21 protein-coding genes and 3 pseudogenes are annotated in these 21103 nt (G+C 68.4%); 15 read left to right on the top strand and 9 right to left on the bottom strand.

Translation table 11 applies throughout. From position 1 onward, the window contains the following. The first annotated feature begins 246 nt into the window (after positions 1 to 246). Positions 247 to 672: an Lsr2 family protein gene (locus tag ACIOD2_RS47050; RefSeq protein ID WP_400552253.1), complete on the top strand. Its 426-nt coding sequence runs from the start codon at positions 247 to 249 to the stop codon at positions 670 to 672. Here ACIOD2_RS47050 and ACIOD2_RS47055 read toward each other — a convergent pair. Next, on the bottom strand, positions 665 to 1729 hold the full coding sequence (locus ACIOD2_RS47055; RefSeq protein WP_400552254.1) for a 2-oxoacid:ferredoxin oxidoreductase subunit beta: 1065 nt from the start codon (positions 1727 to 1729) through the stop codon (positions 665 to 667). The genes ACIOD2_RS47050 and ACIOD2_RS47055 overlap by 8 nt on opposite strands. A 186-nt stretch (positions 1730 to 1915) precedes the next feature. Further along, positions 1916 to 3646: a GAF domain-containing protein gene (locus ACIOD2_RS47060; RefSeq protein WP_400552256.1), complete on the bottom strand. Its 1731-nt coding sequence runs from the start codon at positions 3644 to 3646 to the stop codon at positions 1916 to 1918. Between the two features lie 312 nt (positions 3647 to 3958). On the opposite strand from ACIOD2_RS47060, the gene ACIOD2_RS47065 reads away from it, so the two are divergent. Next, positions 3959 to 5374, top strand: a complete 1416-nt coding sequence (locus ACIOD2_RS47065; protein WP_400552258.1) for an MFS transporter — start codon at positions 3959 to 3961, stop codon at positions 5372 to 5374. Between the two features lie 160 nt (positions 5375 to 5534). Continuing rightward, a pseudogene (locus tag ACIOD2_RS47070) lies at positions 5535 to 6047 on the top strand (transketolase C-terminal domain-containing protein); the annotation flags it as partial. Between the two features lie 20 nt (positions 6048 to 6067). Here the strand turns inward: ACIOD2_RS47070 and ACIOD2_RS47075 are convergent. Then, complete coding sequence (locus ACIOD2_RS47075; protein ID WP_400552260.1) at positions 6068 to 6607, bottom strand: hypothetical protein; 540 nt, start codon at positions 6605 to 6607, stop codon at positions 6068 to 6070. Beyond that, positions 6604 to 7290: a GAF domain-containing protein gene (locus tag ACIOD2_RS47080; protein ID WP_400552262.1), complete on the bottom strand. Its 687-nt coding sequence runs from the start codon at positions 7288 to 7290 to the stop codon at positions 6604 to 6606. Before ACIOD2_RS47080 ends, ACIOD2_RS47075 begins: the two co-directional genes overlap by 4 nt. A gap of 163 nt (positions 7291 to 7453) precedes the next feature. On the opposite strand from ACIOD2_RS47080, the gene ACIOD2_RS47085 reads away from it, so the two are divergent. The 3 genes and pseudogenes from ACIOD2_RS47085 (at position 7454) to ACIOD2_RS47095 (ending at position 9371) form a co-directional block, all read left to right on the top strand. Continuing rightward, complete coding sequence (locus ACIOD2_RS47085; protein WP_400552264.1) at positions 7454 to 8047, top strand: DinB family protein; 594 nt, start codon at positions 7454 to 7456, stop codon at positions 8045 to 8047. A gap of 925 nt (positions 8048 to 8972) precedes the next feature. Next, positions 8973 to 9038 (top strand): annotated as a pseudogene (locus tag ACIOD2_RS47090) (hypothetical protein); the annotation flags it as partial. Positions 9039 to 9053: 15 nt separating this feature from the next. Then, positions 9054 to 9371, top strand: coding sequence for a hypothetical protein (locus ACIOD2_RS47095; RefSeq protein ID WP_400552266.1), 318 nt, complete (start codon positions 9054 to 9056; stop codon positions 9369 to 9371). Positions 9372 to 9440: 69 nt separating this feature from the next. Here ACIOD2_RS47095 and ACIOD2_RS47100 read toward each other — a convergent pair whose 3' ends face one another. Next, positions 9441 to 9839, bottom strand: a complete 399-nt coding sequence (locus ACIOD2_RS47100) for a winged helix-turn-helix transcriptional regulator (RefSeq protein WP_400552268.1) — start codon at positions 9837 to 9839, stop codon at positions 9441 to 9443. Between the two features lie 62 nt (positions 9840 to 9901). Between ACIOD2_RS47100 and ACIOD2_RS47105 the strand changes: the two genes are divergently transcribed. Further along, the gene (locus tag ACIOD2_RS47105) at positions 9902 to 10741 is read left to right on the top strand and encodes an NAD(P)H-binding protein (RefSeq protein ID WP_400552269.1); all 840 of its coding nucleotides are present in this window, start codon (positions 9902 to 9904) and stop codon (positions 10739 to 10741) included. 468 nt (positions 10742 to 11209) lie between these two features. Here ACIOD2_RS47105 and ACIOD2_RS47110 read toward each other — a convergent pair whose 3' ends face one another. Next, positions 11210 to 11629 (bottom strand): hypothetical protein, encoded by a 420-nt coding sequence (locus ACIOD2_RS47110; RefSeq protein ID WP_400552271.1) that lies wholly within the window; start codon positions 11627 to 11629, stop codon positions 11210 to 11212. Between the two features lie 182 nt (positions 11630 to 11811). On the opposite strand from ACIOD2_RS47110, the gene ACIOD2_RS47115 reads away from it, so the two are divergent. Then, entirely contained in the window at positions 11812 to 13386 is a 1575-nt protein-coding gene (locus tag ACIOD2_RS47115) for an NB-ARC domain-containing protein (RefSeq protein WP_400552272.1), read from the top strand. A 157-nt stretch (positions 13387 to 13543) separates the two neighbouring features. Here the strand turns inward: ACIOD2_RS47115 and ACIOD2_RS47120 are convergent. Further along, a pseudogene (locus tag ACIOD2_RS47120) lies at positions 13544 to 13925 on the bottom strand (flavodoxin-dependent (E)-4-hydroxy-3-methylbut-2-enyl-diphosphate synthase); the annotation flags it as partial. A gap of 167 nt (positions 13926 to 14092) precedes the next feature. Here ACIOD2_RS47120 and ACIOD2_RS47125 point away from each other — a divergent pair. The 5 genes from ACIOD2_RS47125 to ACIOD2_RS47145 all read left to right on the top strand — a co-directional run bounded on the left by ACIOD2_RS47125 (position 14093) and on the right by ACIOD2_RS47145 (position 17454). Next, positions 14093 to 14521: a hypothetical protein gene (locus tag ACIOD2_RS47125; RefSeq protein ID WP_400552273.1), complete on the top strand. Its 429-nt coding sequence runs from the start codon at positions 14093 to 14095 to the stop codon at positions 14519 to 14521. A 183-nt stretch (positions 14522 to 14704) separates the two neighbouring features. Continuing rightward, positions 14705 to 14950, top strand: coding sequence for a hypothetical protein (locus ACIOD2_RS47130; RefSeq protein WP_400552275.1), 246 nt, complete (start codon positions 14705 to 14707; stop codon positions 14948 to 14950). Beyond that, positions 14947 to 15525 carry an RNA polymerase sigma factor gene (locus ACIOD2_RS47135; protein ID WP_400552277.1) on the top strand — a complete coding sequence of 193 codons (579 nt, stop codon included), beginning with the start codon at positions 14947 to 14949 and terminating at the stop codon, positions 15523 to 15525. Before ACIOD2_RS47130 ends, ACIOD2_RS47135 begins: the two co-directional genes overlap by 4 nt. Further along, on the top strand, positions 15525 to 17138 hold the full coding sequence (locus tag ACIOD2_RS47140) for an EAL domain-containing protein (RefSeq protein WP_400552279.1): 1614 nt from the start codon (positions 15525 to 15527) through the stop codon (positions 17136 to 17138). Before ACIOD2_RS47135 ends, ACIOD2_RS47140 begins: the two co-directional genes overlap by 1 nt. Positions 17139 to 17265: 127 nt before the next feature. After that, the gene (locus ACIOD2_RS47145; protein WP_400552280.1) at positions 17266 to 17454 is read left to right on the top strand and encodes a hypothetical protein; all 189 of its coding nucleotides are present in this window, start codon (positions 17266 to 17268) and stop codon (positions 17452 to 17454) included. Between the two features lie 414 nt (positions 17455 to 17868). Here ACIOD2_RS47145 and ACIOD2_RS47150 read toward each other — a convergent pair whose 3' ends face one another. Then, positions 17869 to 18159, bottom strand: coding sequence for a hypothetical protein (locus ACIOD2_RS47150; protein ID WP_400552282.1), 291 nt, complete (start codon positions 18157 to 18159; stop codon positions 17869 to 17871). Between the two features lie 679 nt (positions 18160 to 18838). Here ACIOD2_RS47150 and ACIOD2_RS47155 point away from each other — a divergent pair. Both ACIOD2_RS47155 and ACIOD2_RS47160 read left to right on the top strand, forming a co-directional pair. Continuing rightward, complete coding sequence (locus tag ACIOD2_RS47155) at positions 18839 to 19393, top strand: RNA polymerase sigma factor (protein ID WP_400552284.1); 555 nt, start codon at positions 18839 to 18841, stop codon at positions 19391 to 19393. Then, entirely contained in the window at positions 19390 to 20349 is a 960-nt protein-coding gene (locus ACIOD2_RS47160) for a sigma factor (protein ID WP_400552286.1), read from the top strand. The genes ACIOD2_RS47155 and ACIOD2_RS47160 overlap by 4 nt, the downstream gene beginning before the upstream one ends. On the opposite strand, the gene ACIOD2_RS47165 is transcribed toward ACIOD2_RS47160, so the two are convergent. Next, the gene (locus ACIOD2_RS47165; RefSeq protein ID WP_400552288.1) at positions 20328 to 20486 is read right to left on the bottom strand and encodes a hypothetical protein; all 159 of its coding nucleotides are present in this window, start codon (positions 20484 to 20486) and stop codon (positions 20328 to 20330) included. The two genes, ACIOD2_RS47160 and ACIOD2_RS47165, sit on opposite strands and share 22 nt — an antisense overlap. Between the last annotated feature and the right edge of the window lie 617 nt (positions 20487 to 21103).

The following is a 21103-nucleotide window of genomic DNA, read 5'->3' on the forward strand; positions in this document are numbered from 1 at the left end:
CCATGGCACGACTGTTGTCCGGGACTCGCCGCCAATGCATATAATCCGGGCGGGTAGTCTGATCCAGTTGTCTCGCCGCCAACCGGCGAGACGCCGGGAACGACGAGACCCCGATGGGGGCGTGGGGCATGAGCCCATCGCGGTCGCCCGATCGAATCGCCCGCTCTTCGCCGCCTGCTCCCCGGCGAAGAGCGGGCGCGCCACCTCGACGGTGATGCGCGGGCACATTGAAAGAGGACGAATTTCATGGCACAAAAGGTCATCGTCGAGTTGCTGGACGACCTCGACGGCAGCCCCGCCCGTCACACCATCCCCTTCAGCCTCGACGGCGTCAGCTACGAAATCGACCTATCCGACGACAACGCCACCGCCCTACGCGGGGAGCTCGCCCGGTTCATCGCCGTGAGCCGCCGGTCCGGTGGTCGCAAGATCCGGATCACAGCCACCCAGCCGACGTCGACGAGCAGTGCCGTCCGTGAGCAATCACGCGCGATCCGCTTCTGGGCCTCCAAGAACGGCTACGACATCTTCACACGGGGCCGTCTCCCCTTCGAAATTATCAACGCCTACGACGATGCACAGCGCCAAGTCACCGATTCGAACGTCGCCGAGAACGGCCTCGCTGAGGGTCGTTCCATACGTGATGCCGTAGCCGGAACGCCGGCTACCTGATCGTCCAGGTGTCCTTGCCGCGCAGCAGGCCCTGCAGGTCCGGCTTGCGGGCCGCGCGGGCCTCCTCGACCTGGGCGCGGGCGCCGTCGTCGTAGGTGGGGCGCTCGACCTGGCGCAGGATACCCGTCGGGACGTGGTTGAGGCTCTGATCGCCAAGGCGCGACAGCGCGAACGCGTACGACGTGTCGGTGATCGCCGGGTCGTGCACCACGATGTTGTCCTCGCCGATGTCGGCGACCTTGGCGACGTCCAAGCCGCCCCAGTCACTGCGCTTCACGCCGAACTCCTGGTTCGGGCCGAAGCGGATCGGCTCACCGGCGCGCAGCGGGATCAGCCGGGCGGCGGCCTCGTCGGCGTCCTTGAGAACGTCGAACGCACCGTCATTGAAGATCGGGCAGTTCTGGTAGATCTCGACCAGCGCCGACCCGCGGTGCTCGGCCGCGGCCTGCAGGACCTCGGTGAGGCCCTTGCGGTCGGAGTCCATCGCCCGGCCCACGAACGACGCCTCGGCGCCGATCGCCAGCGACAGCGGGTTGAACGGCGTGTCCACCGAACCCATCGGCGACGACTTGGTGACCATGCCCGGCCCCGACGTCGGGGAGTACTGGCCCTTGGTCAGCCCGTAGACCCGGTTGTTGAACAGCAGGATCTTGATGTTCACGTTGCGGCGCAACGCGTGGATCAGGTGGTTGCCGCCGATCGACAGCGCGTCGCCGTCACCGGTGACGACCCACACCGACAGATCCGGGCGTGTCGTCGCCAGCCCGGTCGCGATCGACGGCGCACGGCCGTGGATCGAGTGCATGCCGTAGGTGTTCAAGTAGTACGGGAACCGCGAGGAGCAGCCGATCCCGGAGACGAACACGATGTTCTCGCGCTTGAGCCCCAGCGTCGGCAAGAAGGACTGGACCGCGTTGAGCACGACGTAGTCGCCGCAGCCGGGACACCAGCGGACCTCCTGGTCCGACTTGTAGTCCTTGGCCTTCTGCGGCTCATCGGTGGTGGGCACAAGGTCCAGGCCGCCGAGAGTGGGCAGTCCCAGGTCTATCGCAGTCACTTCACGGCCTCCGTAACACCGTCGTGCGGCACGCCGGGATCGAACTACGGAATTCATTCCTATCATTGGGTTCGAAACAGTTCCACGGTGCGTGCGCGTTCCGGATATCAGCTTCAACAATCGGATATCCGGAACAGCGATTTCGAGGGACGTTCACCCTTTACGGTTACGGGCGCGTTTCTGCACTCAGCAACCCCAGCGCGATCGCAGCGGCATCCACCAGTTCAAGGCGGTCTCACCGACCTCCGAAGTGCCACCGCGGCGAAGCAGCGGCTCGGCGAACTCGGCCAGCTCCGTGTCCGGCAGCATGGTGAGCTCGGCACTGCCGTCGTGACCGAGGAGTACGCTCAGCTGGTCTTCGCACGGCTGGATCTCGAGCCGGACGGCCGCAGCTCCCGTGTGCCGGGCGATCAACCGCAGGCCTTCCCGCAGGGCATCGGCCAGCGCGTCCGTGAGTTTGTCCGGAACGATCACGTCGGCGTGGCCGACGAACTCGATCGCCGCGGTCAGCCCCCACTCGGCGCAGACCTCGAACAAGACCTCCCGGAGCCGGTCGTGCACGGCCGACGCGGGGTGCGGAAGCAGGTCGTCCAGCAGGAAGGCCGTCTCGCGGATCCGGGTGACCACCGCGCCGAGATCGGCGATCGCCTCCCGGACCCGGCCGGCGGTCTTCTCCGGGCGGATCGCGTCCGCGGTCGTCTGCAGGGACAGGCCGATCGCATACAGCCGTTGCACCACATGGCTGTGCAACTCGACCGCGACCCGGCTGCGTTCGTCGTAGAGCTCCGCGTGCTGCTGTTCGACACGGGCGTCCGCCAGCTCGACGGCCATCGAGGCCTGGTCAATGAAGCCCGCGGCCAGTTCGAGGTCTTCGGCGGTGAAGCCCGGCCGGCCGATCTTCCGGGAGGCCGTCAGCACGCCGTTCACCCGCCCGGCCCCGGTCAGCGGGACGGCCAGCATCGCGTCGAGGTCCGTCCGGAGCGGGATGGGGGCACCCAGCCCGGAGTACCGGTCGATCCTCGACCCCGCGACCGGCGCACCGCTGGCGAAGACCTGGCCGCACATCGTGCTGTCCACATCGACGTGGCTCCACTGCAGCTCGTCGGCACCGGCACCGACCGCGACCTCGATGCGGAGGCCCGCACCGTCCGGGCGCAGCACGGTGACCAGGTCGGCGTCGGCGACGTCCTGGGTGTGCACGGCGATCAGCTCGAGTGGACTTGCGGAGCGGGCGGCGAGCAGTTCCCGCGTGATCGCCGTCGAGGCGGCGAGCCACTCCTGCTGCTTGCGCATGGTCTCACGAAGCCGGGCGTTGGCGATCGCCTGCCCGGCGATCGCGGCAAGCGCCACGGCGAGCTGCTCGTCCTCCGCGCCGAACTCGCCTTGCCGGGATTCGGTGAGGTAGAGGTTGCCGAACACGACACCACGGACGCTGATCGGCACACCGAGAAAGCTGCACATCGGCGGGTACGCATCCGGGAAGCCGGACGAGCGCGGATCGTCGGTGATGTTCGCCAGCCGGATCGGGCGCGAATCCGCCGCCACTGCCCCGAACAACCCGGCACCCTCCGGCGGCCGCCCGACCCGCGCCACGGTTTCGGCGTCCATGCCGACGTGGACGAACTCGGCGAGCCGGTTGTCAGGCCCGAGCACGCCGAGCGCCGCGTAGCGGGCACCCAGCAGGTCACGGGCCGCCTCGACGACCCGGCGCAGCACGGTCGGCAGGGCGAGGTCGCCGGCCACCATCCGGCTCACACGCAAAAGGCCGCGCGACCGCCCGTCGAGGCCCATCACGTCCTGCACTTGTTCGACGAGCTGATCGAGCAGCTCGTCCAGGTCCCTCCGGGGGAGGCTCGAGAACGCCGGCCGTTCCGGTTCGGTCCGCGACTCTTCCTGACTTTCGCCAGCCCAGCTCACCTAGACCCCCTCTCAGGGAGACACCGCACGGCCCGCGCGGCGGCCTCCAGTTTCCCCCAAGGTGACGGGTCGTGGTCAAGTACGCCCCAGGGCGATTCGCGAGTTCGCCCTAGCCAGTGAAAAAGGCGTCGAAGGGGTCGCAAGAGAAATCCCGGAAACTCCACCGCTGCCGTATCGGCACGGAGATCCGATTCGCGCACGGGATATCCGGCACCCGCAGGCGCTGTGGAATCACCTCGAAATGAATGATAGTGATGCATTTGTGAGTTGGATCGCGGCGCGGCGTGTCGACAGAAAGGGATTCCCCAGGCCATGAGCACGAGTGCGAACGGCAACGGCGCGAGTCACGGCTCGCTCGCCGCGACCAGGAAGACGAAGCCGTGGGTCGCGACGAGCGTCTTGTCCATGGGACTGTTCGTCATCAGCCTGGATGTCACCGTACTGAACGTGGCGGTGTTCCCGCTGAGCGCCGATCTGCGTCCCGGGCCCGGTCTCCTCGAATGGATCCTCGACGGCTACACCTTGACCCTGGCTTGCGGGGTGCTGGCGGCCGGGGCGATCGGTGACCGCTACGGCCGCCGGCGGCTTTTCGCCTGCGGGCTGATGCTGTTCACCGTGGCTTCGGTCGCGGGAGCGGTCGCGAACAGCGGGCTCGTGGTGCTCAGTGCCCGCCTGCTGATGGGCGCAGGCGCCGCACTCGTGATGCCATCGACGCTGGCGACCATCGGTGCCCTGTTCCCGCGGCCGCGGGAACGCCGGTGGGCGGTGGCGTGGTGGGCGCTCATGGCAGGACTTGGTGGCCTGTCGGGGCCGCTGCTCGGCGGGTATCTGGTCCAGCACTACGGGTGGCGGGCGGGGTTCTGGATCAACGTGCCGGTGCTCGTCCTGACTCTGGCGGCCTGCCGGTGGGTGCCCGAGACCCGGGACCGTGACGCGCCCCGGGTGGACGTGCGCGGAGCGGCCCTTTCGGGGATGGCCGTGTTCTCGCTGGTCTTCGTGATCTTCTGGAGTGGGCAGCACGGCTGGGGTTGGCCGGCGTGGTCCGGGCTCGCCGCGAGCGCCGCCACGAGCGCGGGGTTCGTGATGCACTCCCGCCGCACCCCCGAAGCGCTGCTGCCCGCCGGGCTGTGGCGCGTGAGCAGGTTCCGCGTCTCGGTGCTGGTCCTCGCCGCTTCTGCGTTCTGCTTCTTCGGCGCCCTGCTGCTGGTGATGTTCCACGCGCAGGCCCGGCTGGGCGATTCCCCCGCCTCAGCCGGGGCACGCCTGCTGCCCCTGGTCGGCGGCATGCTGGTCGGCTTCGCCGTCGCGGCCGTGACGCCCCCGGCGGCGGAGCGAGCCGTGACAGCGGGAGGAATGGTGCTTTTCGCGGCCGCCTACCTGCCGCTGGTCAGCACCATGGACGCTGACGGGAGCCGGCTCGCGTGGTTCGCCGCCATCGCCGGAACCGGCGCGGGCATGGCCGTGCTGCCGGCGACCATGACCGTGCTCACCTGCGTGCCGCCGAACCGCGCGGGCGTCGGGTCGGCCGTCAACGACGCCACCCGCGAGGTCGGCGCCGCTCTCGGCATCGCGGTCACCGCCAGCCTGCTCACGGGCCCCTATCTCTCCGGCGACGTCACCCGGCAGCACACCGCGTTGCAGCAGGCCGCCGTGGCCGGTGCGGCCGTGGCCCTCCTGACCGTGGCCGCCGCGATCGGCACCCGCCGAACAGCCGGTCATCCCGCTTGACGGACGTCGACGGGTTGTTCGCCTTCTTCCAGCCCGCGATGACCAGTACGCCGGTGACATCCCGGGCGCGTACTTCTCGGCCAAGGGCGCGGAATGGCAGCCGACCAACGCACTACGGCAGGAACTCGTGCCGCGCGGATCCGTGTGAGTGGCCTGCACGTCGGCTACATGGTTCTCCAAGGGCAAGGTCGGCACGGACGTCACGGCGGTCGAGCGGCTCGGCACGGTCGACGTGCTGCGCCGCCCGAAGGAAGGCGCCGACGTCCTGCTGGTCACGGTCGGCGCGTTCGCCCCGCTCGGTCTCGCCGCCGCGGCCCGCCTGGCCGACCAGGGCATCGGCGTCACGGTCGTCGACCCGCGCTGGGTGCTGCCGGTGCCGGCCGAGCTGGTCGCGCTGGCCGAGCAGCACAAGCTGGTCGTCACGGTCGAGGACAGCGGCCGCCACGGCGGCTTCGGCTCGGCCCTGGCGGCGGTCTTCCGCGACGCCGAATGCGACGTCCCGCTGCGCGACCTGGCGGTGCCGCAAACGTTCCACGACCACGGCAGCCGCGACGAGGTGCTGTCCCGGATCGGCCTCACCGCCCAGGACGTCGCCCGCCGGGTCACCGAATGGTCGGCACACCTCGCCGGCCCAGTACCGGCCGTGGCACCGGTTCCCCGGAACGCTGTCTGACCGGCTGCTTCGAAAGAGACCTACCAGCCCTGCTGCCGGTCCAGCGGCACCCACCAGGTGAGCGCGCTCTCGTCGATTTCCGCGATGCCACCGCGGCGCAGCGTCGGCTCGGCGAACTCGGCCAGGTCCGCGTCCGACAGCATGGTGAGCTGGGCATTGCCGTCGTGGCCGAGGAACGCGCTCAGTCTGACTTCGTCCGACCAGACCGTGAGCTGGACAGCCGCGGCTCCCGTGTGCCGGGCGATCAACCGGAGGCCTTCCCGCAGCACTCCGGCCAGTTCGTCCGCGCGCTCGTCCGAGACGACCACGTCGGTCCGGCCCGCGAACTCGATCGAGCCGATCAACCCCTGTTCGGCACAGGCTTCGAACAGGACGTCCCGGAGCCGGTCGTGGACGGCGGACATGGGACGCGGCACCATGTCGTCCAGCAAGAGGGCAGTCTCGCGGATCTGGGTGACCACCGCGTCGAGGTCGGCGATCGCCGACCGAACCCGGCAAGCGATCTCCTCTTCCGGCGTCGTCCGCAGCGACCGCCCGATCGTGTGCAGCCGTTCCGTCACCTGGCCGTGCAGCTCGGCCGCGAACTGGCTGTGTTCGTCGCAGAGTTCGGCGTGCTTCCGCCCGATACGGGCCGAACGTTGGCGATGGCCTGCCCGGCGGTCGCAGCCAGCGTCACCGCGAGTTGCTCATCCGCCTCGCTGAACTCGCCGTACCGGCTCTCGGTGAGGTAGAGGGCGCCGAACACGACCCCGCGGACCCGGATCGGCACCCCGAGGAAGCTGCCCATCGGCGGGTGCCCGTCGGGGAGGCCGGACGACCGCGGATCGACGACGACGTCCGCCAGCCGGATCGGGCGCCAATCCGCCACCACGGCCCCGAGCAACCCCCGGCCCTCCGGCAACCGGCCCAGCCGCGCCACTGTCCCGGCATCCATCCCAGCGTGCACAAACTCGGCGAGCCGGCCATCAGGCCCGACCACGCCAAGCGCCGCGTACCGGGCGCCCAGCAGCTCACGGGCCGACTCGACGATCCGGTGCAGCAGCGTCGGCAACCCGAGGTCGCCTGCCACCATCCGGCTCACGCACAGCAGGCCGAGCGCCCGCTCCTCGCGGCCCAGCACTTTTCGCGCGCGTTCGGCGAGCTGATCGAGCAGCTCGTCCGGTTCTCTCTCAGGGAGGGTTGGGAACCACGGCCGTTTCAATTTCTTCCGCGTCTCTTCGCTGCCTTCGCCGGCCCGGCTCACCTGGCCCCCTCTCAGGGAGACGCGCCGTATCGCTCGCACGGCGGTCACCCTTTCCCCCAGAGGGATGGGTCGCGGTCAAGTACGCGTAAGGGCGATTCGCGGCGGCACCGCCGAATCAGCGCAATCCGGGGTGACGGCCGGGCCAGGTGAGATACTGCCGGACGTGGCCGTGACGGAACCGAAGGCGGACCTGCACCGCTCCCTGCAGGCCGCCCGCGACGCCCTGCTGTGGAAGCTCGACGGGCTCTCGGAGTACGACGCCCGCCGCCCACTGACGCCGACCGGCACCAACCTGCTGGGGCTGGTCAAGCACCTGGCCGGCTGCGAGCTGGGGTACTTCGGGGACACCTTCGGGCGGCCGCCCGGCGAGCCACTGCCGTGGGACGGCAACGAAGAGGAGCCCAACGTCGACATGTGGGCGACCGCCGACGAGTCCAGAGAGGACATCATCGGGTTGTACCGCAGGGCGTGCGCACACGCCGACACGATGATCGGCACACTCGCGCTGGACGCGATCGGGCACCTGCCACACCGGCCGGGTGATCGGGGTGAAGTGACCCTGCACCACGTCCTGGTACACATGATCGCCGAGACACACCGGCACGCCGGGCACGCCGACATCGTCCGCGAGCTGATCGACGGGGTCACCGGAACGCAGCCGGGCAAGGACACCACGGCACCAGGCGACGGGGCGTGGTGGGCGAGCTACCGGAACCGGCTGGAGCAGGCGGCACGGGAAGCCGCCGCGAGATCCTAGCCGCCGGTGCCATAGGAGTCGGCGAAGGCGGTCAGACCGATCCGATCGGCCACCGGCTCGAACCCCGGGCGCCACGGGCGGGTCGCGGCCAGCAACCACCGTGCAGGGGGCAAACCGGACGTTGAGGTGGAGTGTGCGAAAGTCATGTATGACTACAGAGCGTCGGAGTGCCGCCTGAGCGCACTGGAGACGATGCATCGGCGGTGCCGGTCAACCATGTGCACAGTGTGGCCTCGGCGTCGTACTTTGTTACGGCACTCTGCCGCCGGACCACAAGTGACCGCACTTCCGGAATTTCCAGGGAGAGGTCGCCTGCGAAGGTTGCGGTGACGCCGACTCGCGCTGCCGAAGCGCAGTCAGGGCTTCCGCAGACACCAAACGCAGCGAATGGCAAGCCGACCTGATCATCGGTATGACCAACGCGAGCGCTCGACTCGCGACTACTCAAGACTGGGCGGCAGGATCGGGCCCGCCAGACTCTGGTCCAGGTGCTCGGTGAGCCGCTCGCTCACAGCGACTGCCCGCCAGCGTCATTTGGTGTGGCTCTTATGGCATGCGTCTCGCCGAGCACCGCGCGAGGAGTGGCTGAAAGGGGTCTGTTCTGCTCGAAGTAGTGGTGCCCTCCTTACTGACATCGACACGTTGAGGCAAGGGAGAATCGCATGCACGTGATCATCGAACCGGCAACGGCCGCAAGACCGACCCGGTCGACGCGCACTCAGTAGCCCTGGTCGCGCTGCGGAGCCCGAACCTCGTCCGCCTCCAAGCCGACCTGAGCTGGTCGTGATGGGCATGCTGGTCGACGTCGCGACGAACTAGGCCGCGCCAGGACCCAGACCGTCAACCGCCTCCACCGTCTGCTCGCAGAGCTGGTTCCCGGCGGAACACCCGTGACCGGTTCGCGTCCTGGAACGGCACCGCGCCGCTGGACGCATCGTCCGGTGAACAGCAACGGCATCGCCTGTCCCGTGCCGGTAATCGCAGGATCAACCGGACGCTGCACATCATGGGAGTCGTTCAGCTTCGCAATCCGAACGCTGGCCGGGCCTATTTCGACTCGAAGAAAGCTGTGGGTAAGACGTCGATGGAAGCGATGCGTGCGCTCAAACGACGCCTGTCCAACGTCGTCTACGCCCGCACGCTGACTGATCAGAAACGACGTGACGCGGCAGGCCAGGGAAGGCACTCGGGGACTACTTTGCAATCCAGAGTGACCGGCCTGACACCGTACACCGGCCCTTCGGACAAGCCACAACCCGAACCTGCCGCCGCTCAGCTTAACGCCCCGTCACCGCCGGCCCTTGACATGAAGTGGGAGCCATGAAAGCGCGTTCAGCACTCGCACCGGACGCGGAAGATGCGGGGCGTGCTCAGGCAAGTCCTTGTGGTGAGCTCATCGGTGCTGCTGGTCGTAGCGGCGCTGGGCGGTCACGACGTCGATCGTGTACTGCCGGATCCAGCCCAGGAACTGGTCCAGTGACTTGGTGAGGCCCAGGCCGAGTGGCGTGAGTTCGTAGCTGACCCGCGGTGGAGAGGTGGGCTCGACCGTTCGCGCGACAAGCCCGTCCCGCACCAGGGTGCGCAGTGTTTGCGACAGCATCTTCTCGCTGATCCCGCCGACCGTCTCGTGTAATTCGGAGAAGCGCCGCGGTCCGTCTCCCAACGCCGCCAAGATCAACATGCCCCAGCGGCCGGTGATGTGCTCGAACACCTCACGCGCCGGGCACTCGCTGTTGAACGCATCACTCATGCCCTGCCATGCGTCCCGTCCAGCCTGGGAACCTACCTCCATATTTGGAGCTTACCTGAAGGTAGGTCCTTTCGATCAGTAAGCTTCAGACCTACGCTGCTGTCATGGTCACAGTGGTTTTTGGAGCCAGCGGCAAAGTCGGTCGCCATGTCGCGGCGGGTCTGAGCTCGGTGGGCGAGAAGATGCGGTTGACGAGCCGGACGCTGCTCCCGGTGGGCTTCCCGGTGGGAGCAGAAGTCTTCACGGCCGATCTGGAGACCCCCGCAACCCTGCCCGCCGTTCTCGACGGCGCGCAGCGCGTGTTCCTCTACGCCAAGCCGGAAGGAATCGACGGTTTCGTGACGGCGGCCGAGTCCGCCGGCGTCCAGCACGTGGTACTGCTGTCGTCCGGGTCTGTCATCCACCCGGATGCCGCGCGCAACCCGATCGCCCGGGCACACATCACCGTCGAGTCCGCCCTCGAGAGGTCCGGCCTGACATGGACATTCATCCGACCAGGAATGTTCGCCACCAACACCCTGTGGTGGTGGCGGAACTCGATCCGCGACGAGGGCATCGTCCGAGTGCCCTATCCGGACGCGCAGACAGCGCCCATTCACGAGAAGGACCTGGCGGCGCTCGCCGTGACCGCTTTGACCCAACCAGGTCACCATGGCCACGCCTACCCCGTGTGGGGGCCCGAGTCACTGTCCATCCGGCAGCAGGTACAGCACATCGGCGCCGCCACCGGTCGCAAGATCACCCTCGAGACGATCTCGATCGAACAGGCACGCGTCGAACTCGGCAGAACCATGCCACCGATGGGTGTCGACGCGATCTTGGCCGCATGGCGGGCCGGAACCACCGCGCCGCCGCAGGTATCGACCGTCGTAACGGACGTCACCGGCCGTCCTGCCCACACGTTCGCGCAGTGGGCCGACGACCACGCGAACGACTTCCGCTGAGCAGCGCGGGTGTCGAGACACGACGCTAACCTCACACCGCCAGGCAACGAGCGTTCAGCTCCTGACTTGACCGGGCACACGAAGAACCGTTTCAGGGGCCAAGAAGAACTTGACCCCCGTCGACGAGCCCGTCTGCACCGGGCTCGCCACCTTCCCGCTGTCGACATCACTGATCATGCCGACCTCGCCGCGGCGCTGTGCCACCACCGCGGGCGCCACCCGCTGAGGTTCACCTCGGCCTTCGTCATCTCACAGACCATCTGGTCTGCCACAAGCTGACATCCGCACGAACAATTCGACATCACGAACGATGCTAGATCCCCCGCCGCGACGACCGCGCAGGACGCGGACCGGACCTGGCTCGCCGACCTCCCCGAGATCGCTGCACAGGTTACCCCCGGCGTTCGTGGCCGACATCGGGCAGCGGGCCCGGCTCGCCGGGCAGCCGGGTCCGCCGCCCCGGTCAGGTCAGCACCAGTAGGTGCCGCATACGGCGGGGGTGCTGGCGGTAGCGGTCATGGTGATCGACACTCCGTTCTGGGTGGCAGTGACCTGCCCGACGATGTCGCGGTCGCCGCTGCTGCTGAACGAGAAGTTGCAGAGCGAGCTGGTGGCGATGCAGGTGCCCGCCGTCGTCGTGCGGCCGCCGATGTCGCCGCTCAGATTCCAGACGTAGGTGTAGGTCCCGGTACCGGTGAACTTGAAACTGACGGTGAACCTGGCAGCGGGCCGATCCGGAACGCAGTAGGCGTGGTAGCCGGTGTCCGCGTTCGGGGTGACGTGACAGCCGAACGTCTCACCCGCGGCCGCCGCGGAGCCGGGCAATGTCAGGCAGATCGCGGCGGCGCCGATGATGGCCGCGGTGGTCGTGCCGATCACTTTTCGCATGGTTCGAACCTCGTTTTCGTATGAGCCGCCTCCCAGGAAAGCGGCATTTCGTGCGTGGCCGCGGGAACCGTACGTTCGCCGTTTCAGAGAAATCCACGTTCCTGAACAAGTCCGAACACGAGCTTCGATCTCGGGTACCGTATTCGTGGAAATCGTGTCGCCGACCGGATGGACTTGAAGCCGTGGTGGCACAACTGGGTGACGAGCCGCCCGAGCCAGCCGAGGTCACCTCGTTTGACCAGTTGGCCGACCGGTTGCGCACGTTGCGGGTGTGGGCCGGCAGTCCCTCGTTTGCCGAGATCGCCCGCCGGATCGGCTTCGCCAGAACGGGCCGGGGAATTCCGGTCGAGCAGAGCCGTCCGCCGCGCGGGACGGTGTATTCGTGTTTCCGGCCGGGCCGGCGCCGGGTGGATATCGAGCTGGTGGTCGACATCGTCCGCGCGCTCGGCGTATCGGAAGCCAGTGCGCTGGCGTGGCGCCGAGCCGGGCGCGCAGCCGGCGACCCGGGTGCGTCCCGGCTGACGAGCGCGGTGACCGTGCTGGACCGCCTGCCACCGGACCTGCCGGAGTTCACAGGGCGCGGCGCCGAGCTGGAACGGGTCGCGGCGCTGTGTGCGGATGCAGGCGAGACCGGCGTGATCGTCGCCGTCGAGGGGATGGCGGGAGTGGGGAAGTCGGCGTTCGCGGTGCGAGCCGCGCACGCCGCCATCCGAGCCGGCGGCGGACGTGATGCGCGGTTGTTCGTCAACCTGCGCGGCTACGACCCACAGGTGCCTCCGGCTGACCCGGTGGCGGTGCTCGGCGAGTTCCTGCGCCTCCTCGGCATGCCTGGTGAGCAGGTCGAACAGCTGGACGCGGCCCGCCGCACAGCCGCTTACCGGAGACTGCTCGCCGGGCGTTCAGCGGTGGTCCTGCTGGACAACGCTGCATCGGACGAGCAGCTCGGCCCCTTGCTACCCGTGGGGGCGGGCTGCCTGACGTTGGTCACCAGCCGGCGGATGCTCGCCGGCGCGAGCGTGCGGATGCCGCTGCCGGTGTTCGACGTCGACGACGCGGTCGAGTTGTTCAGGCGGGTCGCCGGGGCCGACCGGGTCGAGGCCGAGCCCGGGCCGGCCACCCGGCTGGCTGAACTGTGCGGCTACCTGCCCCTCGAGCTGTCGGTGACCGCGGCCCACCTCGACCGCAAGCAGGGCTGGACGCTGGCCGATCACGTAGCCCGGCTCGAGTTGGCCCCCCGCGACAGTGCGATCCGGCCCGCGCTGGCTACGTCCTACCGGGCGTTGCCGGGCCCCTCGCGGCGGGTGTTGCGGCTGCTGGCCCTTCATCCGGGCCGGGAATTCAGTGAGCCGGCCGCGGCGGCACTGGCTGGTCTCGGCCCCGCTGACGCCGCTGAGCTGCTCGACCAGCTTGTGACCGAGCACCTGCTGCAACGCCGAGAGGGTGGACGCTACGAGTTCCATGACCTGATCCGCGACTACGCGCACGGCCTGGCCCGCGACGAGGACCCACGCCCGGCACATCTGGAAGCTATTAGCCGCCTGCTCGACCATTACCAGCAGGCCGCGGCAATCGCCATGGCCTTGGTCTCTCCCCCCGCTGCTCACGTCAACGGTCCGGAGTCTGGCCTTGCCTGGCTGGACGTCGAACGGCCGAATCTGCTCGCGGTCGCCGGGCTCGCCGCCGAATCCGGCATGACTGAACGCGCTATGGCGCTATCGGGGATCCTCGGCGACTACCTCGACCAGGGCGCACACTGACATGACGCGCAACTCCTCCACGGCGGAGTGCTGCGCATTCCAGATCCGGCCGCCTAGGGCGCCGCGCGGGCCCGGATCGCCAGGAACGCCACCACGTCGACGTCGACGAAGCCTTCTCCGTGCTGGTGAACACCTCCCAACGCGCGAACGTCAGGCTTCACGCCGTCACAACCTGGCTGATCAGCGTCTCGACGATCGCGTGCTCCGGCACGGTCTTGACGACCTCGCCCTTGACGAGGATCTGTCCCTTGCCGTTACCCGACGCGACACCCAGGTCGGCCTCACGAGCCTGACCCGGACCGCTGACAACGCAGCCCATGACCGCCACATGCAGCGGGATCTCGATGCCCTCCAAGCTGGCGGTGACCTCCTCGGCCAACTTGTAGACGTCCACCTGCGCGCCCGCACGACGGGCACGACACGATCTCCAGCTTCCGCGGCCGCAGGTTCAGCGACTGCAGAATCTGGATGCCCACCTTGACCTCCTCCACCGGCGGCGACAGCGAGACGCGGATCGTGTCGCCGATGCCCTGCCACAGGCCTGTTCATCGGCATGCTCGTCAACGGCTTCGGATGGTCCTGCTTGCCGTCGGCATGGCCACTGACGCCTCGTTCTGGACGGTACTGGCAGGTCTGCTCGTGTGGGGTGTCGGTGGCGGCCTGACCTTCCCTGCGATGTTCGCCGCGGCGTCCGGAGTCGCGCCCAGTGAACAAGGCATCGCGTCCGCGCTGGCAACCACCTCCCATCAGATCGGCAGCGCCGTCGGCCTCGCCGCGCTCGTCGCCGTCGCCAACGCAGGCCTCGGCAACCGGCGGCTTCCTCGCATTCCTTCTCAAGAGACAACCGAAAGCATCCCAGGATGCCACGACGTCGCGGGAGAACACGGACGAGATCGGCGTTGCCGCCGACTGCCGACCCGATCACCTCGACAGCGGAGAAGGAGAATCATCAGTGAGCAGCACAACCGGCGAGCTCGTGCGGAAGTACTTCGAAGTGTGGAACCACTTCGATGACGATCAGCGCGGGACCATGATCAACACGATCCTCACCGAAGACGTCATGTTCACCGACGTCGTCCCTGCCGACGACAATGTTGCAGGCTCCGAATGGACCACTAGACGACGTCAGTCATGACCAGCTAGCACAAGCGTGTCGGCGGCACGGCGACATCCCGACGAACATCGGCCGGCCCGGCACGGGCCGGGCAACACTTTCGAGTGAACCCGCTTCACGATCACGGCCTGGATGGCGTGTAGGGAGTGAAGGGCGCGCGAAACGGCGTGCGCCCCGGTTCCCCTTGGGAAGGAGGGTCACCCGGTGTCGTACCTGGTGACCGCGTTCGCCGCAGCCGTCACGTCGCTGACCGGCCGATGGCTGTGGTGGACGCTTATCAGCGCGGTCCGCGCTCTTCACCGGCTCGCGGAGCAGCGCCACGTCGTCCTGCTCGCCATGCGCGTGCTCGCCGCCGGCGGCGAGGTCGAGTGGCGCATCCGCCGCCGCGACCTCGACGTGCGGATCAGCACCCGCCCGGTCCGCCCGAGCGGGCCACCGCCGGCGACGTGAGCAGCGATGACCATCCGCTCCCGGAGTACTGCGCCCGAACGCCCGAAGAACTCGCCGACTACCAGCAGTTCTTCCGCAACAACCGCGGCAAGCTCCTCTGGTACGTCAAGCGGATCATCCCCGGACACGACTACGTCCTGGTCGCCGACGAAGCGCTGGTGCGAGTCTGGTCGACGTGGCGGAAACCGGCCGGACCGCGCACGGCGTGGGCGATGTCGATCGCGAACAACCTCGCTCGCGACGTCCTGCGCCGAACCCGGGAGTTCGCCGACGAAGTCCTCGAGGACACCGTCCCGCTGTGGACGACACCGGTGGACGCTGAGCAGCACTTCGAGCTGCGCGAGACCCTGCAGTACGCGGCGGAAGAACTTCCGCCGCGCGAGTTCGCGGCGATCCTGCTGCAGGTCTTGGGCTATAACACTCTCGAGGTCACCGAGCGGGTCGATGCCCGGCCGGACTCGGTCCGCCGCTACCGCAGCGACGGGCGCAAGAAGCTGGAGGATTGGCGCGCCTGCGGCCGCCCGCAGCCACGCACCGGCCCGGGCCTCGACCCGAGTAAGGGAGGAGCACCTTGATGAACCCGTCGCAGCCACCGCCCCCAACCCAGGACGCGCTACAGCAACTGCGCAGCCGGCTGCAGCGCGTGTCCCCCGACAACAACCTCGCCGGGCTCGACGGATCATTTAGGAAGTCGACGGTGACGCGGCCGCTGACCGACGAGGACATCGTCGTCTTGGTCGCGCGGCGCGATCTCACCGACCGACAGTTCGCCCACTTCGCCCCTGATGCGTTGCCGCCGACTCTGCACACCGCCGACCGGGCCAACGTCTGCGGCGGCGCGGAGGAACCGGATGAGGTCGACGAGGACTTCCTCGCGATGGCCGACGCCGCGCGCGTCGAGCCCGGCAGCGCGCTGATTATGGTGATCCGGCTCCCGGACCGCGCCGCGGACGGCCCGCTGGGTCACGCCGAGATCGAGGAGCTGCACGCCGCGGTTGCCGAGCGAGCCGCTGCTGCGCTGAGCGGCTCTGGCCAGGTGCGGTTCGCCGGCCGTGGCCCCAACTTGCTCGCCCTGATGCGTGGCCGGCACGTCGACCAGGACTTCCTGCTGCGGCTGTCCCGGCTCGCCGACGCTCTTGCTACCCCGCTCCCGGTCGCCGGGCGCCATGCACCGATCCGGGCGCACCTGGCGCTCGTGCCGCTCGCGGCCGACGCGGATGCATCTGCGGCCGTGGCTCTGCGGGCCGCGCGGGCGAAACTGCCTGTACCCGAGCCGCTTGCGTGGGCGTCGCCCGCCGAGGCGGTCAACGTTGGTCTAGAGGAGCTGTCTGAGCGGGCAGAGTTGCTGCAGCGAGCTCGCGAGGCCATCGCGGCGGGGCGGTTCGTGTTGCTTTACCGCGACATCCACAGCACCAGCGAACCCGGCGTCGCAGGCGCTCGCGCGGTCCCGGCCTGGATCGACACCGACGGCACCGAGCACACCTTTACCGAGCTCGAGGACGTCGCGGACGCAACCGGCCTCACCAGGGAGATCTTCGACCACACGCTGCCCGCGCTCTGCAATGACCTGTTGCTGTGGCGGGCCGCCCGACGCCGAAGCACCCCGCACGTCCTGCTGGAGATCCCCGAGGAGCTGCTGCGGGAGCGCTACCTGCACGACCGGCTGCCCGCCGTCTTGCAAGCAACACCTGTGCCGCCGTCGCTGCTGATTCTCGGCATCCCCGCCGCAGCCCTGGCCACCGTCGAGGGGATCGATGAGCATCTGCACCGGCTCAGCGACGTCGGCGTGCAGCTGGCCATCACCGGATACGGCGACACCCATACCCCGCTCGCGGTCCTCTCCCGACGCCGCTGGAACCTCGCCGTCATCCCCCGCGCGGTGCTGGCCAAGCTCGAAGACCCCCACCCTGACGGCGTCAATGCCGAACGCGCTGTCGTGCAGGCCCTCGTCCATGTCGCCGACCAGCTCAAGGTCCGTCTACTCGCCGACGACAGCGCCCTTCGGGTGGTCCGCCGCTACCTGATCAACGGTCTGCACATCCCGCCCTGCGCGCCCATCACGGCGGTCGAGCTGGCCGAGCGCACCTGGATCGAGCTACCAGAGTTCCCGCCCGAGTGCCCTGAACCGGACAACTTCTCCGTACCCCGCCTCGGACATGGGGTGCCCACGCAGCGAGCAGACCGATGAGCACACCGCGGCCTTTACGTGGCAAGTCAGAGGAGCGGATGGCGCAGGCATTCGTGCCCACATCTCTTATTCCGTCCCGGAGTCGCCGAGCGAACGGCCGGCAATCCGCTACGGCATTGGCGCCATCGTGGCGGTCGGATCCTTCGCGATCTCCTACGGCCACATTCACACTGTCCTCACCGCCTGGCACTACGACCCGATCGCGGCCGCCCTAGGCCCGCTTGTCCTTGACGGTCCGATGACCATCAGCGGCTTCGCCCTCCTCACCGGCCAACCCGAGCGTGCCGAAGGCAGTGAGGCGATGATCAGGGCCTGAGCTTGCGTCGTGGGGGGGGGGGGGGGGGGGGGCCCCCCCCCCCCCCCCCCCCCCCCCCCCCCCCCCCCCCGGGGCGGGGGGGGGGGGGGGGGGGTGTGTGGGGGGGGGGGGGGGGGGGGGGGGGGGGGTGGCCGCGCCCCCCCCCCCCCCCACGAGCTCCCGGGCCGCAGGCCCCGCCATATATATCGTTATACGAGCGGCGCTTATCGATGGCCTGTCGCCATGCGACAGCCGCGCCAGTGGCGCCAGTGGCGCCGCCTTTGTGAGAACTTGGGCAGCGCCCGCGCCCGACACTCAGAAGATACCCATGCCGTGCAGCTTGATCAGCAGGGCGACGAGACCGCCGGAGCCGAACACGATGCTGGTCAGCAACTTGACCACCTTGTAGGCGTCCCTGCGTCGATCGGGCTCGCGTCAACTCGCATCCACACACCCCAAGTCCGCACCAAAAAAGGCCGCCGGCGTCTCGCGCTCCGGCTCATGCTCGGGATCACGGTCGGGTCCGTGATCGGGCTCGTGCTCAGGCTCGGGCTCGGGCTCGGGCTCGGGCCTGAGCGCAAGTTCTTGCCTGTGATCGTGCTCATGATCGCGCTCGTAATCGCGCTCGTGATCGCGCTCGTGATCGCGCTCGGTGACGAGGTCAAAGGACCGCAGGAGCGCGACGCCGCGTCCATCACGTGGGATCCCCAAGAATTTATCAAGCACGACCTCATGGCCGGGCTCGCGGTCGGGTCGGATTCGGGGTCGTGTTTGCACTCGCCTTCACGGTCGTATTCGGGGTCATGTTCGGGCTCGCGGTCGGGGTTACGTTCGGGCTCGCAGTCGGGGTCACGTTCGGAGAGGTCGGAGTTCGTTACGTCGCGCTGCTGCTTTGCACACGCGGGTGGTTCGGGACCCTGGCGCTGCCTGGCGGCTCGGGCGATTCCTGCAGTGGTGCTACCACGCAGGGCTGGTCCGACAGGCAGGCGCCGGCTACCAGTTCCGCCACCGCGAACTCCAGGACCACCTGGCCCACCACCCTCAACCAGCACAAATCAGCTGCTAATACGTCTGATCGGGTGATAGCAGGTGACCATGTTGACGGTGGCCGCCGCATGGGTCTCTCAACCACATCATCACACCACACCCCCGAGCGCAGCGAGGCGTAGATGGCCCAAACTCTGACGGTACTAAGTTTCCTTGGCCCACCGCTGATCGCGTTGGCCGGCTTGGCGGCGCGGTTGCGGTGGCAGGCGCTGCGCGACCAGCGGCGACAGGACACCCTCCTCGCCCTCACGTCCCGTCTGCCCGTCAGTGGGGTGGTTGAGATCGAGGATGTGCGCGACGATGGCAGCCACCTCCATATACGCGTTACCACCGCCCCCGAGCCCGACGCTGGAAGCCGATGAGCGACCCCGAACCATCCGACACACCCGCCACCGCCCGGGCGGGAGCAGCCGAGGCCGCACCCGACACGGTGCGCGACGCGGAATTTACGGCGTTCTACCGCGTGACGACTAAACAGCTGGTCGCTTTCCTGATCGCGCAGGGCGCAAGCCTCGGCGAGGCTGCCGACATCACTCAGAACACGATGATCAAGGCCTATCAGGGCTGGCACGGCATCGAGCACCCCCGCGCCTGGGCACACCGGGTGGCCTCCCGCGCGTTGGTCCGCCACAGGCTAGAGGCCCGCGATACCCCGGTCGCAGACCCGCCCGAGCCCAACCCGCTGCTGCGCACCACCGATATCGAGCATTGGGAACGGCACCACGACATCGCTCGCGCGCTCAATGAGCTGCCGCCACGGCAACAACAAGTCATGGCCTGGACTATCTTCGGCTTCACCCCCACCGAAATCGCCGACGAGTTGTGCATGGCCCCCGGAACCGTTCGCCAGAACTTGCTTCTGGGCCGCCGGGCCCTCAGCTCCTGGCTCGCCGCGAAGGACGGCCCCCAATGAGCCACGACGACGCGCCCGCCGAACGCAAGCTTGACCAGTGGCTGGCCACCGAAAAGGCCACGCTCAATCACGCACTCGACGACGTCCTCGACCCCGAGAGGGGACTAGCCGATGCCAAGCTCCCCAGCCTGCGACATGACCTCATCCGCGACCTCGGCCAAGCCCTGGACATCGACGCTGGACTCGACGACATCCTGCACGCCCAGCCGCGCCCACCGGTCCCCACAGCCGAGCTGCTGCGGCCGCAGAGCGAGGCACTCGGACACGACAACCCCGTTGAGCAGAACACCGAGGCCGACGGCGAACTTGACGAGGGAAGCCGCTCGACACCAGGGGCTGAAGCGCGGCCGCATGAGATCGGCGCGAAACGGGCGTTGCAGCCCAGCGGAGGGGCGACCGTGCTCGCCGGGCACGAGGCTGGTCTGCTCATCGCGACCTTGACGCGCGATTCGGAGCTTGTCCGGTCTGCGGTCACTGGAAACCGCGCTGCACTCGTGGATGTATTGCGCGCGTTGCGGCCGTTGGTGTTCCGCTACTGCCTTGGACGGTTTGGATGGCGTGACGGCACGGCCGACGCCGAGGACTGCACCCAGGAAGTGCTCCTCGCGCTCGTGGGCGCGTTGCCCGCGTACCGCTACGAGCCTGAGAATTTCCTGCCTTTCGTATTCGGCATCGCAGCGCACAAAGCATCCGAGTTTCACCGTCGTCGGGTTCGCGACGGCCGGCCGGAAGTCGAGCCACCGCCCGTGGCCGAAGCCTGGGCAGGTGGGCTGCTCGACACGCTTCCGCCGCGTCAGCGCGAAATTCTGATTCTGCGGATCATTCTCGGTCTCACGGCGGAAGAGACCGCCGCAGCGGTCGGCCTCGGTAGTCCTGGCGCGGTCCGCATCGCTCAGCACCGGGCGTTGACCTCCTTGCGGCGTGCTATCGAGGCTCAAAAACGAGCCTCCTCGTAGAGCGGCCGTTCGGGCAGCGTCTCCCGCAGGTGCACGTTGCCGTTGATGACCCCGGCCTGGACCAGGCTCCCGAACACGTCATCGGCCACGCGGTTGGATGTGCCGCCTTCCGGCGGCACATCGGGGCGGTGATTCATCGATCCAGTATCACGACCGGCCCCTCACGGAGCGCAAGAGCCAGCGTGCTGAACCCGAATGGGGGAATGTCGACTGCGCGTCCCCGGCAGCATCCGCCCACACTCCCATCCTCAGCTCGGACCACACTGCGCCGAGAATCATCCGCTTCTCGGCATGGTCGCGCGCCTGCCCACGTCGACCGACTTGCGGCATAGCGGACATCGTCGCCCTGGTGGATGAACGCGATGTCACATCTTGCCCTCCGCGAGCGACATCGTGATGTGGTCGCCCGGTGTGTGTCGCCGCCTGATCGACGGGCTGAGTGTTGGCAGTCACGCTGAGTTCACACACCCGGCGCTAGCGCCGAAGTTCACCTCGGACACCAGAGCGGGACCGAATGGCTCCTGCGCTGTCTGATCCACATCCCCTAACCGCAGAGAAGAGATTCGGTCATCCGTCGCCCCCCAGCCAGCGTCCACAGCGCCGCCGAACTCCCCGACACAGTCCGACACCGACGAGCCCGAGAGGTCCGAAACACCCCGTCACCCGGCGACATCGGCTGACACCCACACACGCCCACCGCCGACGTTGACCAGAGGAAAAGGTCTTGTTCGACATCACTCGGCACCATCCGACA

It is taken from the genome of Amycolatopsis sp. NPDC088138 (assembly GCF_044741685.1).
Lineage (GTDB): Bacteria > Actinomycetota > Actinomycetes > Mycobacteriales > Pseudonocardiaceae > Amycolatopsis.

What these genes read in the sequence shown, in the direction of transcription:
- ACIOD2_RS47105 (WP_400552269.1), top strand. Translation starts at nt 9,902, where the DNA reads ATGGTCACAGTGGTTTTTGGAGCCAGCGGCAAAGTCGGTCGCCATGTC.
- ACIOD2_RS47065 (WP_400552258.1), top strand. Translation starts at nt 3,959, where the DNA reads ATGAGCACGAGTGCGAACGGCAACGGCGCGAGTCACGGCTCGCTCGCC.
- ACIOD2_RS47165 (WP_400552288.1), bottom strand. Translation starts at nt 20,486, where the DNA reads ATGAATCACCGCCCCGATGTGCCGCCGGAAGGCGGCACATCCAACCGC.
- ACIOD2_RS47160 (WP_400552286.1), top strand. Translation starts at nt 19,390, where the DNA reads ATGAGCCACGACGACGCGCCCGCCGAACGCAAGCTTGACCAGTGGCTG.
- ACIOD2_RS47050 (WP_400552253.1), top strand. Translation starts at nt 247, where the DNA reads ATGGCACAAAAGGTCATCGTCGAGTTGCTGGACGACCTCGACGGCAGC.
- ACIOD2_RS47155 (WP_400552284.1), top strand. Translation starts at nt 18,839, where the DNA reads ATGAGCGACCCCGAACCATCCGACACACCCGCCACCGCCCGGGCGGGA.
- ACIOD2_RS47100 (WP_400552268.1), bottom strand. Translation starts at nt 9,839, where the DNA reads ATGGAGGTAGGTTCCCAGGCTGGACGGGACGCATGGCAGGGCATGAGT.
- ACIOD2_RS47110 (WP_400552271.1), bottom strand. Translation starts at nt 11,629, where the DNA reads ATGCGAAAAGTGATCGGCACGACCACCGCGGCCATCATCGGCGCCGCC.
- ACIOD2_RS47095 (WP_400552266.1), top strand. Translation starts at nt 9,054, where the DNA reads ATGGGAGTCGTTCAGCTTCGCAATCCGAACGCTGGCCGGGCCTATTTC.
- ACIOD2_RS47140 (WP_400552279.1), top strand. Translation starts at nt 15,525, where the DNA reads ATGAACCCGTCGCAGCCACCGCCCCCAACCCAGGACGCGCTACAGCAA.